Origin of the sequence: Glutamicibacter sp. JC586 (assembly GCF_009805585.1) — a bacterium.
Classification (GTDB): domain Bacteria; phylum Actinomycetota; class Actinomycetes; order Actinomycetales; family Micrococcaceae; genus Glutamicibacter.
Window position 1 is genome coordinate 279,422 of record NZ_VHIN01000009.1, and the last position, 13,260, is coordinate 292,681.

At 55.4% G+C, this 13,260-nt stretch carries 12 protein-coding genes and 1 tRNA gene; 2 read left to right on the plus strand and 11 right to left on the minus strand.

Features of this window, described 5'->3' with window-relative positions:
- The first annotated feature begins 349 nt into the window (after positions 1-349).
- A complete protein-coding gene (locus FJV47_RS07745) occupies positions 350-1,165 on the plus strand; it encodes a ParA family protein (protein ID WP_159611687.1) in 816 nt (271 codons plus the stop codon).
- Positions 1,166-1,255: 90 nt separating this feature from the next.
- Here FJV47_RS07745 and FJV47_RS07750 read toward each other — a convergent pair whose 3' ends face one another.
- The 4 genes from FJV47_RS07750 to FJV47_RS07765 all read right to left on the minus strand — a co-directional run bounded on the left by FJV47_RS07750 (position 1,256) and on the right by FJV47_RS07765 (position 3,895).
- Complete coding sequence (locus tag FJV47_RS07750; RefSeq protein ID WP_159611689.1) at positions 1,256-1,849, minus strand: MerR family transcriptional regulator; 594 nt, start codon at positions 1,847-1,849, stop codon at positions 1,256-1,258.
- 242 nt (positions 1,850-2,091) lie between these two features.
- Positions 2,092-2,574 (minus strand): bifunctional nuclease family protein, encoded by a 483-nt coding sequence (locus tag FJV47_RS07755; RefSeq protein ID WP_159611691.1) that lies wholly within the window; start codon positions 2,572-2,574, stop codon positions 2,092-2,094.
- A gap of 40 nt (positions 2,575-2,614) precedes the next feature.
- Positions 2,615-3,370 (minus strand): MerR family transcriptional regulator, encoded by a 756-nt coding sequence (locus FJV47_RS07760; RefSeq protein ID WP_159611693.1) that lies wholly within the window; start codon positions 3,368-3,370, stop codon positions 2,615-2,617.
- Between the two features lie 72 nt (positions 3,371-3,442).
- The gene (locus tag FJV47_RS07765) at positions 3,443-3,895 is read right to left on the minus strand and encodes an FHA domain-containing protein (RefSeq protein WP_159611695.1); all 453 of its coding nucleotides are present in this window, start codon (positions 3,893-3,895) and stop codon (positions 3,443-3,445) included.
- A 266-nt stretch (positions 3,896-4,161) separates the two neighbouring features.
- Between FJV47_RS07765 and FJV47_RS07770 the strand changes: the two genes are divergently transcribed.
- On the plus strand, positions 4,162-4,533 hold the full coding sequence (locus tag FJV47_RS07770; RefSeq protein ID WP_159611697.1) for a DUF488 domain-containing protein: 372 nt from the start codon (positions 4,162-4,164) through the stop codon (positions 4,531-4,533).
- A 221-nt stretch (positions 4,534-4,754) separates the two neighbouring features.
- Here the strand turns inward: FJV47_RS07770 and FJV47_RS07775 are convergent, their stop codons facing one another.
- The 7 genes from FJV47_RS07775 to FJV47_RS07805 form a co-directional block, all read right to left on the minus strand.
- A complete protein-coding gene (locus FJV47_RS07775) occupies positions 4,755-6,644 on the minus strand; it encodes an FAD-binding monooxygenase (protein ID WP_159611699.1) in 1,890 nt (629 codons plus the stop codon).
- Between the two features lie 243 nt (positions 6,645-6,887).
- Positions 6,888-8,582 carry a ribosomal protection-like ABC-F family protein gene (abc-f, locus tag FJV47_RS07780; RefSeq protein WP_159611701.1) on the minus strand — a complete coding sequence of 565 codons (1,695 nt, stop codon included), beginning with the start codon at positions 8,580-8,582 and terminating at the stop codon, positions 6,888-6,890.
- Between the two features lie 214 nt (positions 8,583-8,796).
- Entirely contained in the window at positions 8,797-9,633 is an 837-nt protein-coding gene (locus FJV47_RS07785) for a PhzF family phenazine biosynthesis protein (protein ID WP_159611703.1), read from the minus strand.
- Positions 9,634-9,706: 73 nt separating this feature from the next.
- Positions 9,707-9,783, minus strand: a tRNA-Pro gene (locus FJV47_RS07790).
- Positions 9,784-9,884: 101 nt separating this feature from the next.
- Positions 9,885-11,417 (minus strand): ribosome biogenesis GTPase Der, encoded by a 1,533-nt coding sequence (gene der / locus FJV47_RS07795; RefSeq protein WP_159611705.1) that lies wholly within the window; start codon positions 11,415-11,417, stop codon positions 9,885-9,887.
- Positions 11,418-11,482: 65 nt separating this feature from the next.
- On the minus strand, positions 11,483-12,178 hold the full coding sequence (gene cmk, locus FJV47_RS07800) for a (d)CMP kinase (protein ID WP_159611707.1): 696 nt from the start codon (positions 12,176-12,178) through the stop codon (positions 11,483-11,485).
- Complete coding sequence (locus FJV47_RS07805) at positions 12,160-13,260, minus strand: prephenate dehydrogenase (RefSeq protein WP_159611709.1); 1,101 nt, start codon at positions 13,258-13,260, stop codon at positions 12,160-12,162. The genes cmk and FJV47_RS07805 overlap by 19 nt, the downstream gene beginning before the upstream one ends.

A 13,260-nucleotide genomic window follows, 5' to 3' on the forward strand; every position in this document is an offset into this window, starting at 1 on the left:
GTGTCCCTACATCGAATCATTAGAGGTTGACATCCAAGTCCACTGACATTGCTACAGTGGCCCTTTTTGCAGACATCAACGGCCCTTCGGGTCTCGAAAAGTAGCTAGCGTTCGCCACTTCTGTGAGACACACTACACGGGTGACCCGCAATACACCCAAACATTTCGCCGTGTGGTCTGACCATAGGAAATATTCGCCTTGGATGCTCTTTTAATCACTAAGTTGGATTCAAGAGCAAAAACTAACGTTGCAAAGTCGGGGAAACGACCCTCGGCACACTATGATGATGAGAGACTAAATATTCGGTGGGACGTTAAATAGCGAACAGTGAAAGGCGTGGTCTGGTCCGTGCACGTAGTGAGCATCAGCAGCCTCAAGGGTGGCGTAGGAAAAACCTCCGTAACGCTCGGACTGGCTTCAGCAGCACTTGCCGCCGGCATTCCGACTCTCGTCATTGATCTGGATCCCCACGCGGATGCCAGCACTGGCCTCGGAGTGCGAGCGAACGGCAAGCAGACAATTGGGCAAATGCTCAAGAACGCTCGTCGAGCCCGTTTGCAGGAGCAGGTAGTGGCAAGCGCCTGGCAATCAAAGGCAGCAGAAAAGAAGTCGCGTACCCGCATCCCGGTACTAGATGTTGCTGTCGGTGATGCCTATACCGGCATTTACGACCGACCAGACCTACGTACCAGGGATCTGCGTCGACTCACCCAGCTCTTGAGCCGCACCAGTGGATACCAGCTCGTGCTAATCGACTGCCCTCCCTCCTTGAATGGGTTGACCCGCATGGCATGGAGCGCATCGGATCAGCTGCTGTTAGTTGCAGAGCCAAGTCTTTTCTCCGTAGCCGGTACCGAGCGCACGCAACGTGCACTGGATCTGTTCCGTCGCGAATTTGCCCCCTCCCTCGGACCAGTGAAGGTAGTAGCCAACCGGGTTCGCAAGGACTCGGCAGAGCACACGTTCCGCTTGGGCGAAATGCGTCAGATGTTCGGCGATTCCATGGTCAAGCCTGAAATCCCAGAGCATCCAGAATGGCAGCAAATCCAGGGCGCGGCTTACGCCGTGCATCACTGGCCTTCGAAGGCGACTGCACCGATGCTTTCGCAGTTCGACGGGTTGCTTAAGGAAATTATGTCCACCTCGGGCAAGTCCAACGGCTAAGCCCAGAAGGCTAGATAAAAGATACACATTTGAGGCCAGATCACCGATTGGTGATCTGGCCTCAAACGTATAAGTTTCTAGATTATGTCACTAGCCGACATTACGAGCTGCTTTAGCCGCACGTCGCGCTGCGAGTTCATCTTCTGGCAATTCCTGGTCAACGGAACTCTCCGAGGGAAGCTGTGCGAGCGATCCTTCAACCTCACGCCAAACACGGCCGACAGCAATGCCGAAGACTCCCTGACCTTTTTGGACTAGGTCAATTACTTCGTCGGCACTCGTGCATTCATAAACTGAGGCACCATCGCTCATCAAAGTAATCTGGGCAAGGTCCTCTACCCCGCGTTCGCGCAGATGCAGAACTGCTGTGCGAATCTGCTGCAACGATACGCCGGTATCAAGCAGGCGCTTAACGACCTTGAGAACGAGGATGTCGCGGAAGGAATACAAACGGTGACTGCCCGAACCCTTGGCACCGCGAACGGCTGGTTCAACTAATCCAGTACGTGCCCAGTAGTCTAATTGGCGGTAGGTAATTCCTGCCGCTTTGCACACGACGGGACCACGATAGCCGGCATGTTCATCCAGCTCAGGCAGATCATCGGTGAAGAGCAATCCTTGGGTATTGGAATGCTTGATGCCACCGTCGCCCCCGTGACGAGGCCCTGTCTGGCGTGACTCCATCCAATTGCTCCTTGCGTATCAGCACGTTTCTCAATGAGTAAAGTAGCGACTAACTCAGAACCGTGCAGATGCGAGCGATGATCATCAAAAACAGTTCTTGTTTATTGTCCCTATGCTTCGACGGTACGGCTATCTTCCCCAATGGTCAAAGACCTTCAAGCTTAACTTTAAGCCGTGTCGCAATTGCTGATCGAATATCCCAATTCAGCGACAATAATTCACTGAATTCAGCTATGAAACCTTTAGGAAGAGAAGTCCTCAGGATCAATCTTGTCCAAAAATTCTCGGAACTCACGAAGCTGCTCTTCTGGGGCCTCTTCCTCGTCAGCTTCCAGCTCAATAGCTACGCCAGCGTCGTTGAGTACCTCTTCCGCGCAATAAATGGGGCACTGCGTCCTGACCGCCAACGCCACCGCATCTGAGGATCGAGAATCGATCCGTTTCCCGTTAGACAGGACGAGCTCTGCCACAAAAACAGCATTGTGAACAGAAATGATTTCCACTCGCTCCAGCTTCACACCGGTGGCTTCAAAGATGCTCAGGATCAAGTCGTGAGTCATTGGCCGCGGTGGGGTGAGCCCTTGTTCCGACATGGCGATCGCAGACGCTTCTGGCGCGCCAATCCACAGCGGGAGGTAAAGGTTTTGTTCAGCGTGCCTTAGCAGTAAGAGCGGCTGGTTTGCCGGCAGTTGAATACGAATTCCTGAAAACTCCAGTTCCAGCATGTCTGCCCCCTAGAGTTGTGAATGCTTGGTGTGTTCTAGCCTAACGATCCAGCTGCGAAATAGCACGCTGCACCAGAGCTTCATGAATTTCTAGACATTGACGCGAGATCTCTTGGGCCTCTTCGGCAGCACGTGCGCGGGCAGAAACCTCAGGCTTCTTCCATTCATTGCCAACAATGCTTTCAATCAGCGAGAACTCACGATCCGCAGCTGTACGGAACTGTCGCAGGTGTCGAGGCTCCACGCCGTGACTGGCAAGCCGCACCGCCGACTTGGTGACCTTGATACAGTTTGCGTCAAATAGGCCACCGGTGGCTTCGAGAAGTCCAAACTTAAGTAGCTCATCGATGAGTTCTTCGCTGGCTCCGGTGATCCCCTGCAGCTCTGCCAAAGACACCAGGCGACTGGTACGTTCAACCGCTTCAGTCATCTCACTGTTGACTAACTGCGGGGCAGCTGGCGCTCCCCCAGGCAGGGCCTCGGGAGCCTCGCCGCGGTCAACAGCGTCTAGATGGTCCTTGATCACTTTCAAGGGTAAGTACTGATCGCGTTGAACCGAGAGAATAAATCGTAAGCGAGAGACATCCGACGCAGAATACTTGCGGTATCCCGCGGAAGTGCGCTGCGGGATAATTAGACCCTTGTCTTCCAAGAAGCGAATCTTCGAGGCCGTAACCCGCGGAAATTCGTCCTTTAGTTCCGAAAGGACTTCACCAATATTCAGCGCGGCCTGCCGGATCGTCTCGTGGCGTTGCGCCTCAAGTCGTGGGCTTCGTGCTGCGTCAAAAATCGGCAAAGGGTCTACACCTCGGATGTTTGGAGAAGACGACGGATAAACCGTCGGCGAAAAACCTTGAACTCTACTAGCTTAAAGGTTTGGCACGCTCTGGTAAAAATTCAAACGGAATTTGCCGATTTGGACCTGTACGCCGCTGTTGAGTTGAATCGCATCAATTCGATCGCCGTTGATGTAGGTACCGTTCAGCGAGCCGATGTCGCTCAGACGGAAGTTCTGACCTTCGCGGGTGAACTTTGCGTGTCGGCGAGATACTGTCACGTCATCTAGGAAAATGTCTGCGTTGGGGTGACGACCGGCAACACTCTCATCGGTATCCAGCAGGAAGCGTGCACCCTTATTCGGTCCTGAGTGAGCGATCAGCAGCGCCGACCCCGTCGGAAGAGCGCGTACAGCATTCTTCTCGTCTTCACTCAGTGTGTAAATCACCGAGGGTTCGCCTGGCTTATTTGCCGATGGGAGCGAGATATTGGTCGTCTCGGAGGCAGACTCTTTGTGCGGGTCAACCGGCCCATGTTCCGACATTTGGGATCCTCCAGAAAATCTTGCTAACAGTTCGTGCGCGACGACCTTGTATTCGAATTTGGCACTTTAAGTGATACCAATCTATCTACAGATTAGCCTACTCACCACCGAAGTGATAACAGATGAGACCATATTTTCCGACGTATAGAATTCTTGAAGAACGGCTTAGGGCAATGTAGGCCGGATTCTCAAGAGTCGCCATAACATCGATCTTTCTCGGTTTTTCGAGCAGGTGCAAGTGCAGAGCAGGGATTAATAGGTGAACCATGACTGAAATACATCTCAAACGCGTCTACAACGAACCCGATCCGAGCGATGGGTACCGAATACTGGTGGACCGTCTGTGGCCACGTGGCATGAGCAAGGAGCGAATCAGGATAGACCAATGGGCCAAAGCCTTGGCGCCGAGTACTGAACTACGTAAAGCTTGGCATCACGATCCAGATCAGTTTGAGCATTTTGCCCATGTTTACCGTAGTGAGTTGGAAAAGACTGATGCGGTGAGCGATCTGTTGGAGACCCTTGATGAGGTTTCGGTCATCACCTTTGTCTTCGCCTCAAAGAACGAAGAGCTCAATCACGCTGTTGTTCTACGTGAGTACTGTCTGGAACGGTATTCACGTCGTGAGAGGGAATGAAGCACACTCCATCGGCACAAACCATATCGGAATCAACAACTTGCTGTAGATCGAAACTGAAGTCCTGGCTCACGAGGCAATCCTTTGAATGGTTAGCTTGCAGGTACTCCAGTAGAACAGCGTAGACCTCCACAAATATTCCGCTACGCTACCCTACGCGCCACCGAGGAACCAAGCGCAAGAGTTGATTCCCCGGCGAGCCGAAGTGCGCACTACGGATACTAATTTTGCGGCAGCAAAACAGCATCAAAGAATGTTGCCAGTTCTTCCCGGGCTTCCAGTGGCATTACGTGAGCGACATACATGTCAGGGCGCACAATAACAATTGCGCCCGAACGAGAGACCTGCCGTCTGTCGAAAATGTCATCAGCACCCAGTGCGGCATAGACCTTCTCGTAATCCACGAGGCCAAATTTTCCAACGTTGGGACGGAAAATCTTCGGGACTTCGTTGATGTTCAACGTCGAGTAGTCCTGCTGGTAGATGACCTTGATGTCAAAGATCGCATCAAGATCTGCACCCTGAGGAGTAAATTTGACCACCGGTGATTCATCTGACGCCAACAGCCACCGGCCTAAGGCTTCGAGCGCTGCGGAGCTTGCCACTGGGTCTTGATCGGCAAAGACGTAGACCCGATAACGGCCATCTGCCTTATGGTGATGCCCAAGATGCTTGAGGTTTGCATCCGCTACACGCATAACTTCTGCGGACCTGAAGCGCTTGCCAATCGGGAATCCTGCAGCGAGCTCCTGGTACTGCTTGGTACCGGTAAGTTCTGATGGCGCGTATTCGGTCATGAAACCTGCAGGGAACTCAGCGGTGCGTACGTAGAATTCCGATACACCTTCTTTGCCAGCTAAGTCCTTTGGAGTTGCTGCCATCAAGGAGGACCACTGCTTGTCAAAGTCGATCAGATCCTTTGCAATGACTTTTCGCTCCGCCGTGTAGGTGCGCAGCAGTTGTGCCGGAGCGCGCCCCGAGAGCACGTACCCAAGTTTCCAGGCCAGGTTAAATCCGTCCTGCATCGACACGTTCATCCCCTGTCCCGCCTTAGCCGAGTGGGTGTGGCAGGCATCGCCGGTGATGAAAACTCGTGGATCGCGTGAAGCAAGCTCTTCTTCGGCAACGTCGTCAAACCGGTCGGCTAGCCGGTGTCCCACCTCGTACACGCTATGCCACGCGACATCTTTAACCTCGAGCGTGTAGGGGCTCAAGATCTGCTTGGCCCGCTCGATGATCTCCTCTAGCGGGGTTTCACGAATCTTGCCATTGTCCGCCTCGGGAACTTCACCCAGGTCTACATAGAGCCGGAAAAGCTGCCCACCTTCACGCGGGATGAGCAAGATCGAACCGGCTGCGGAGTGAATGGCACACTTGATACGCACGTCCGGGAAGTCGGTGATGGCTAGGGTGTCCATAACACCCCACGCGTGGTTGGCTTTGTCACCGGCGAGCTTCACCGACATCGAACGACGAACGTTACTGCGCGCTCCATCGGCTCCCACTACGTACTTGGCACGCACCACTCGCTCGGTGCCTAAGGTGTCTTCTGCACAACTGATCAGAGTGACCTTTACGGGGTACTCGTGCTGTTCTTCGACAACAAGTTCTTTGAATTCCCAACCATAGTCTGGGGCAATTCGTGTTGGAGAGTTCAAAGCGAATTCCGCAAAGTAATCGATGACCCGGGCCTGATTGACCACAAGGTGCGGAAATTCGCTCACCCCAGCAGGATCATCGCTGGTCCTAGCAGTACGGATAATCTGCGTCGGGTTGGCTGGATCGGGGTTCCAGAACGTGGTCTCTTTGATGACATAGGCCTCGGCAGCAATTCGTTCGGCGAAACCAAAGGCTTGGAACGTCTCGACCGTTCGGGACTGAATCCCGTCGGCTTGCCCGATCTGTAAACGTCCCGAACGACGATCAATAATTCGGGTGTGCACGTCGGGGAACTGAGAAAGCTGAGCTGCAGTGATAATGCCAGCCGGACCGGTGCCCACAATGAGCACATCCATCATCTCGGGCAACTCCTCCGGGCGATTGACGCCGGTTCCCGATGCTGGTTGAACTCGCGGATCGGCCGAGACGTATCCATTGTGATGAAACTGCATTGTCCCATCCCCCATTCGCTGTGGTTGATTCACTACGGTTGAATTATTCGATAATAGAACAAGCTACTCTTTTATCGCACACTCATCATATACAATCTGTGAACCCTCCCACAATGCCCGTACTCAATCGCGAGTTCTAGTACCCAAAGCCCCGTGCTTATGCTGGATAGAAGTAAAACAACGGGCCACCCATCAGCACTTGATTTTGCTGATTGGCGGCCCGCTGCCCCTAAGCTAACTTTTTTACTTCACAACCTGTACCTGACCATCACGCACATGCAGTCGTTGCAACCGTGTTTGCTCCTTGAGTTTTTGCTGCCATCGGCGATCATGAGTCACCGTAATGACAGTTCCCGGATAGTGTTCGAGCGCGTCTTCAAGCTGTTCAACCAGTGCTGGCGACAAGTGGTTGGTTGGCTCATCCAAGAGCAATAGTTGTGCGCGGGTACTCACCGCGACTGCCAGTTCAAATCGACGACGTTGCCCGGCAGAGAGGGACATCGGATGCCGCAAAAAATCCTTGACGTCAAAGAGCCCTAGGTTTGCCAGCGCTGGCGCAGCGTCCTGCACAAATTGGTCGGTTGCCAAGGCGAATGATTCTACGACGCTCTGCCCTACGATCGGTGCGAGTTCTTGGCGCAACCACGCACAACTCAGGTTTTCCGCCCGCCAGATATTCCCTTGTTGATGATCCACTTCGCCGGCAATCAGTTTGAGCAAGGAAGTTTTGCCGGCACCATTGGGACCGGTGACTAACCAGCGCTGCCCGAGATTGATCTCGAACTTCCCGGTCGTAAGCAATGGTGCCTCAAGGCGTCGTGCCTTATTCACCCGCAGGAGAGACGTGGTCTCAACCGCCGAAGGCTGGACCGAAGGCAAGGAGAAAGCTAATTCGGCGGCTGGCTTAAGCGCCGGGTTTGATTCCAGATCTTCGATCCGTGATTTGGCCTGCCGGATCTTTGACGTTGACCCGTGGCTTCGACTTCGCATTCGAAAATTGCCGTGTCCAAATCCGGCCTTTTCCTGCTTGCGTGGCACCGCGTCGACCCTGGAAGCGTTCTTCTCAACCAGCTTCTGAGCGTGTTCCAACTCTTCTAACCACAGCTCATATCCTTCTCGCACCGCGATTCGCTCTTGCTCTTTGGCGTGAAGATATCCTTCGTAGCCGTTGGAATAGTGAGCCAGTGCTGAGTCCTGAACTTCAACAATCGAGCGCGCAAAGCGTTGAAGGAACATTCGATCGTGGCTAATCACCACTAAAGCACCGGCATGCTGGTTCAGGCCCCGGTCCAACCACGCCAAGGCCGAATCGTCCAGATCATTGGTTGGCTCATCTAAGAGCAATAATTGCGCGCCCGAGCAGAGCACACAGGCCAGTGCCAGCCTTGAGCGTTGGCCACCGGAAAGCTGTGACACGGCTCGTTCCCGATTAAGATCGCCCATGCCAAGTTGCTCAAGAGCGCTATTCACCCGCTGTTCCAGGCTGTAACCGTTCGCAGCTTCATAAAGGTCTGTGACCAGCTGCAATTGGGACATCAGTTTTGCCGCGGAGCTTTCATCGGCACCTTGTAGTCGTTGTGCGATGGCGTCCATCAACGATTCAAGTTCACGGAACCGCCGGTGATAAGAATCGATGACATTCTGAACGCTCATCGTGGTGGCAAACTGCGGATTCTGCGCCGCGTAGGCAACACCACCGGGGGCGTTAATGGTTCGTTGGCCTTGATCCGGATCGAGAATTCCGGCAAATACACGCATGAGGGTCGACTTGCCTGAACCGTTATCGCCTAAGACCGCGAGGCGGTCATGGTGGTTGATCACCAAATCTATTTCGGAGAACACATCTCGGTCGCCGAAGCTGACACTGATGTTTTCCAATGTGCACAGCGCGTTGCACGTTGCTTCCAGCCCTGAGCTCGAATTGTTATCGTGGGTCATGGGATTTTCCTGCCTTGCGTGCCCCGACAATGAGAGTCGAAAAATCACGCAGCTAACTTTGGTGCATCAAGGTTTGATGCAGTGGACTCGCAGCGGATCCGGGCTCAACGTCGCGATTAGAGCGTCCAGTCTTTAGCGGAAAAGGAGCCCTGAAATTATCGTTCCCATCTCTCAAGACTAGATCCAGTTGCCAGCTCGAACAAGAAATTCTGGCTTAGAGCTCGATTGAACCGTCAATGAGCACTTGGGTTTGGCCGCCCACCCACAATTTCTCATCGGCCACACTGATATGTACCTGTCCGTCGTACCCGATAACGGATCCTTGACGGTTGACCAGCGGAGGTTGCACGTGATGCGTTTCGATAAGCCACTGAGCCGCGGCACCGTTCAGACTTCCGGTGACCGGGTCCTCCCGGAAGATTCCGTTCTCGATGCTCAACGCCCGAAACTCAAATTGTTCCTCATCCTGACCGGTCGCAGCAATGACACCAATTTTCCACCGCCCTGGACGAGCGGGGATTTGTGGTTTTAGGCTCAGCATCAGATTCAGGTCATCTAGATACACCGCTAGCCAGCCTGGACCGTTGTCCACCCACTGTGCATCAATCACGTGATCGGCCTGCACGTCGAGTATTTCTAGAACCTCGGCCAATTCTTGGGCAGCAACTGGCCCGCTACGTAGCAATGGCGGGGAGGCAAAGGAGAGCAGATTCCCCTGAATCCGTATCGGAATGACTCCGGCGTCGCATTCAGCCATGATCATTCCCGAATTCCGCGGTACTCCCCCGTCTGCGAGCCATGCTCGCGCGGTGCCCAAGGCAGGGTGTCCGGCAAAGGGATACTCACGGTCCCTAGCAAAAATGCGGAAGCGGTAGTCGGCTTCCGCCTTAGCCGCTGGCAGCAGGAACGTTACCTCAGAGAGATTAGACCATCTCGAATAGTTGATCATTGCTTCGCCGGAAAGATCTTGGGAATCAAGCACGACGCCCAACGGATTACCTTTGTACGCAGTGCTGCTAAAAACGTCGACCTGCGCGAACCTGCGTTGCATTGGTGTACTCCCGTAATTGCTGTGGACAGCGCAAAACCCCGTCAAGAAATACTCTCGACGGGGTTTGTGCTGGTGGTCGGGCTAGCGGGATTTGAACCCACGGCCTCCTCACCCCCAGTGAGGCGCGCTACCAAGCTGCGCCATAGCCCGATGCTCTCACAGCCGTTATCCCCCAAGTCGTGAGATCCAAGGGTGCCGTCTGCAAAAGCTTCATATTTACCCTACACCAAGTGAAGGGCTAAATTCGAACTCTACCTATTACGACCGCGGCGTTCGCGAATTCGCATCGATACCTCAATAGGCGTACCTTCAAATCCGAAAGTTTCGCGCAGTCGACGGGTAATGAAGCGGCGGTACCCTGGATCCAAGAACCCGGTGGTGAACAACACGAAGCGTGGCGGTCGGGACGAAGCCTGAGTTCCGAAGAGGATACGTGGCTGCTTTCCACCGCGTACTGGGTGCGGGTGCGCCGCGACTAGCTCGCCCAGGAACGCATTGAGCTTGCCGGTGGGAATACGCTTATCCCACGAATCCAAGGCGGTGTTCAGCGCAGGAATCAGCTTATCCTTGTGCCAACCGGTCTTGGCCGAAATGTTCACACGAGGTGCCCATTCGATATGGGCCAGATCGCGCTCGATCTCGGTATCAAGGTAGTAACGACGGTCCTCGTCTACCTCGTCCCACTTGTTGTACACGATGACCATTGCACGGCCAGCTTCAATAGCTAGCTGGATGATGCGCACGTCCTGTTCGGAGACCACTTCGTTGGCGGCCAACAAAATAACAGCAACTTCAGCCTTTTCCAGTGCGGACTGGGTACGCAAGGAAGCGTAGTAGTCCGAGCCCACGGCCATATGCTGACGACGGCGGATACCGGCGGTATCCACGAAGCGCCAAACATTTCCACCGAGTTCGATCAATTCATCCACTGGGTCACGGGTGGTGCCAGCGTAGTCGTCGACGACCACGCGCTCAGAACCGGCCAGCTTGTTCAGCAGCGAGGACTTGCCCACGTTCGGACGTCCGATCAACGCAATACGACGAGGGCCACCTGAAGGGATCAGGCCACCAAAAGCGGAATGCTCAGGTAGTTTCTCCATGACTGCGTCCAGCAAGTCGGCGGTGCCACGACCGTGCAGGGCCGAAACTGGCCACGGCTGACCAAAACCCAGGCCCCACAGCATGGCGGCTTCGGCTTCTTGGTTAAAATCATCGACCTTGTTGGCTACCAAGAAGACCGGTTTGCCCTTCTTGCGCAGCATCTTTACCACTGCTTCGTCCGTCGCGGTGGCCCCCACATGGGAGTCCACCACAAAGAGGATGGCATCAGCCACGTCGGCGGCGATTTCGGCCTGATCGGCGACCGAAGCGTGGATGCCTTTGGCATCGTGCTCCCAACCGCCGGTGTCAACGATGGTGAATGGGCGACCCATCCATTCAGCGGAGTAGGACACGCGGTCACGGGTGACACCCGGGGTGTCTTCAACCACCGCTTCGCGGCGACCCAAGATGCGGTTGACCAGGGTGGACTTGCCGACGTTTGGGCGTCCGATGACGGCGAGCACCGGTGGAATTACCACGTCAGCATCGTCGTCGTCATAGGAGTCAAGGCCGGCGAGCAGGGCCGAGTCTTCTTCGTCCAGCTCGTAGTCTTCCAGTCCGCTGAGCAGAGCCTGCGCACGGATGGCGGCTTCTTCCTCGCTCAGTTCGGCCAGGCGCTCGGCGATATCGTCGTCTCCAACGGGGATGTATTCCTCGTCGTGGGTGGAGTTGTTCTCGCTCATGATTTTCCCTTCACAGCGATCGTAATCTTCATCGGCTCTCGCCGAGGATGGGCACCAGCTTAAGGCTAGTTTTTCGTTGCAGTGTTGATTGCGTCAAGCACCGCATTGATGGTTTGTTCAAAATCTAGGTCTGAAGAGTCCACGGTCATCACGCCATCGGCAGCCTGCGTGAAGTTCACTACGGTGGAATCCTTCGCGTCGCGAGCCAGCACCTGGTTGGCTAGCTGCGCGTCGTTCTGGGATCCACCAAGCTGCAGACCACGACGGCGCAGTCGTGCTTCTTCCGAGGCGGTCAGCAGGATGCGCGCATCTGCATCCGGGGCGACCACGGTGGTGATGTCGCGGCCTTCGGCCACGATACGGGTGTTGGCTTTGATGATTTCCTGCTGACGGCGGACCAGTTCAGCGCGGGCCTCTAAGTTGGTAGCCACCGCGGAAACCTGCTCTGAAATGCGTGGTTCACGAATCGCAGCGGTGACATCTACCCCGCCGATCGTCACCAGTTCAGCATCCGGGTCAACCGAGATTTCCAGCTGTGCATCGCGCACCGCCTGGGCGATGGCGTTAGCGTCAGATAGGTCAGTTCCAGCAGCTAGTACCGAGTAGGTGATGGCGCGGTACATGGCACCGGTATCCAGGTAGACGGCACCCAGTTCGCGGGCGACGGCCTTGGAAACCGAAGACTTGCCTGAGCCGCTAGGGCCGTCGATGGCGATAACAAGCGTGTCGTTGTTCAAGGTGCTCACTGGGCTACTTTCCATCCGTTCGTGGTCAATACGTCAATTAATTCATCGCGGCGTCCTGGAATCACCGAGACATCCACCATGCCTACTTGGTGTCCGGCAGAGTGTTCCATCCGCAAATCTTCGATGTTGATCTGTGCCTGGCCGATCTCGGTCAGCAACTGGGCGATCTGCCCCGGACGGTCATCGATCACCACCGTGACCAGCGCAAATGCTTGCGGCGGTGCGCCGTGCTTGCCCGGAATTCGCGCCTTACCGGCGTTGCCTTCACTCATCAGCTGGGACAGGTCCAACAGGGCGCCGGGGCCGTGCGGATCTTTTAAGGTCGTAATCAGCCGGTCGAGATCTTCTTTCATCCCTTGCAGGATCGGCACCAAAGCTTGCGCGTTGTGCGCAAAGATCTGAATCCACAGCTTCTCGTCGCTGGCGGCGATGCGCGTGGTATCACGCAACCCGTTGCCGGCTAGGGCCAGCTGGTGCGGCTGCGCGTCCAGTAGGCGCGATGCAATCATCGAGCTGGCAGCCTGCGGGAAGTGGCTGATGAGGGCCACGGACTGATCGTGCTCGACCACGGACATCCGGTGCATGGTCGCCCCCAGGTCGATGGCCAAGGACTCGGCCACCTTCACCCGTGAGGCTTGGGCACCATCATGTGCGCAGATCACCCACGGCATCGAGGTGAAAAGCTCACCACGAGCGGCCGCCGGGCCAGATTTTTCGCGCCCCGCCATGGGATGTGTTCCCACATAGCGTGAGGTTTCACTCTGAGTCAGGCGCGGATCTGCCAGGACGCTGCTCAAGATCGACCCCTTCACGCTGGCGATATCAACCACCGTAGCGTTGGGGTAATCCAACAGCGCCTGGGCCACTAGGTCGGCGGTGACATCCGGCGGGGCACCGATCACTACCAGCTCGGGGGCGATGGTGCGCTCTTCGAGCACAACTCCGGCACCAATGTCTTGAGCAACCCCGGCAGCAGTGGGAGAAACATCAACAAGGTACACATTTACGCCTTTGGCGCGCAGTCCCAATCCCACCGAGGTGCCCAGCAGCCCGGTGCCGATGACCAGCACTGGGCCGGCAAGGTGAGAAGAGGCCAT

What these genes read in the sequence shown, in the direction of transcription:
- FJV47_RS07750 (WP_159611689.1), bottom strand. Translation starts at nt 1,849, where the DNA reads ATGGAGTCACGCCAGACAGGGCCTCGTCACGGGGGCGACGGTGGCATC.
- FJV47_RS07755 (WP_159611691.1), bottom strand. Translation starts at nt 2,574, where the DNA reads ATGCTGGAACTGGAGTTTTCAGGAATTCGTATTCAACTGCCGGCAAAC.
- FJV47_RS07765 (WP_159611695.1), bottom strand. Translation starts at nt 3,895, where the DNA reads ATGTCGGAACATGGGCCGGTTGACCCGCACAAAGAGTCTGCCTCCGAG.
- FJV47_RS07770 (WP_159611697.1), top strand. Translation starts at nt 4,162, where the DNA reads ATGACTGAAATACATCTCAAACGCGTCTACAACGAACCCGATCCGAGC.
- FJV47_RS07775 (WP_159611699.1), bottom strand. Translation starts at nt 6,644, where the DNA reads ATGCAGTTTCATCACAATGGATACGTCTCGGCCGATCCGCGAGTTCAA.
- abc-f (WP_159611701.1), bottom strand. Translation starts at nt 8,582, where the DNA reads ATGACCCACGATAACAATTCGAGCTCAGGGCTGGAAGCAACGTGCAAC.
- FJV47_RS07785 (WP_159611703.1), bottom strand. Translation starts at nt 9,633, where the DNA reads ATGCAACGCAGGTTCGCGCAGGTCGACGTTTTTAGCAGCACTGCGTAC.
- der (WP_159611705.1), bottom strand. Translation starts at nt 11,417, where the DNA reads ATGAGCGAGAACAACTCCACCCACGACGAGGAATACATCCCCGTTGGA.
- cmk (WP_159611707.1), bottom strand. Translation starts at nt 12,178, where the DNA reads ATGGAAAGTAGCCCAGTGAGCACCTTGAACAACGACACGCTTGTTATC.
- FJV47_RS07805 (WP_159611709.1), bottom strand. Translation starts at nt 13,260, where the DNA reads ATGGCCTCTTCTCACCTTGCCGGCCCAGTGCTGGTCATCGGCACCGGG.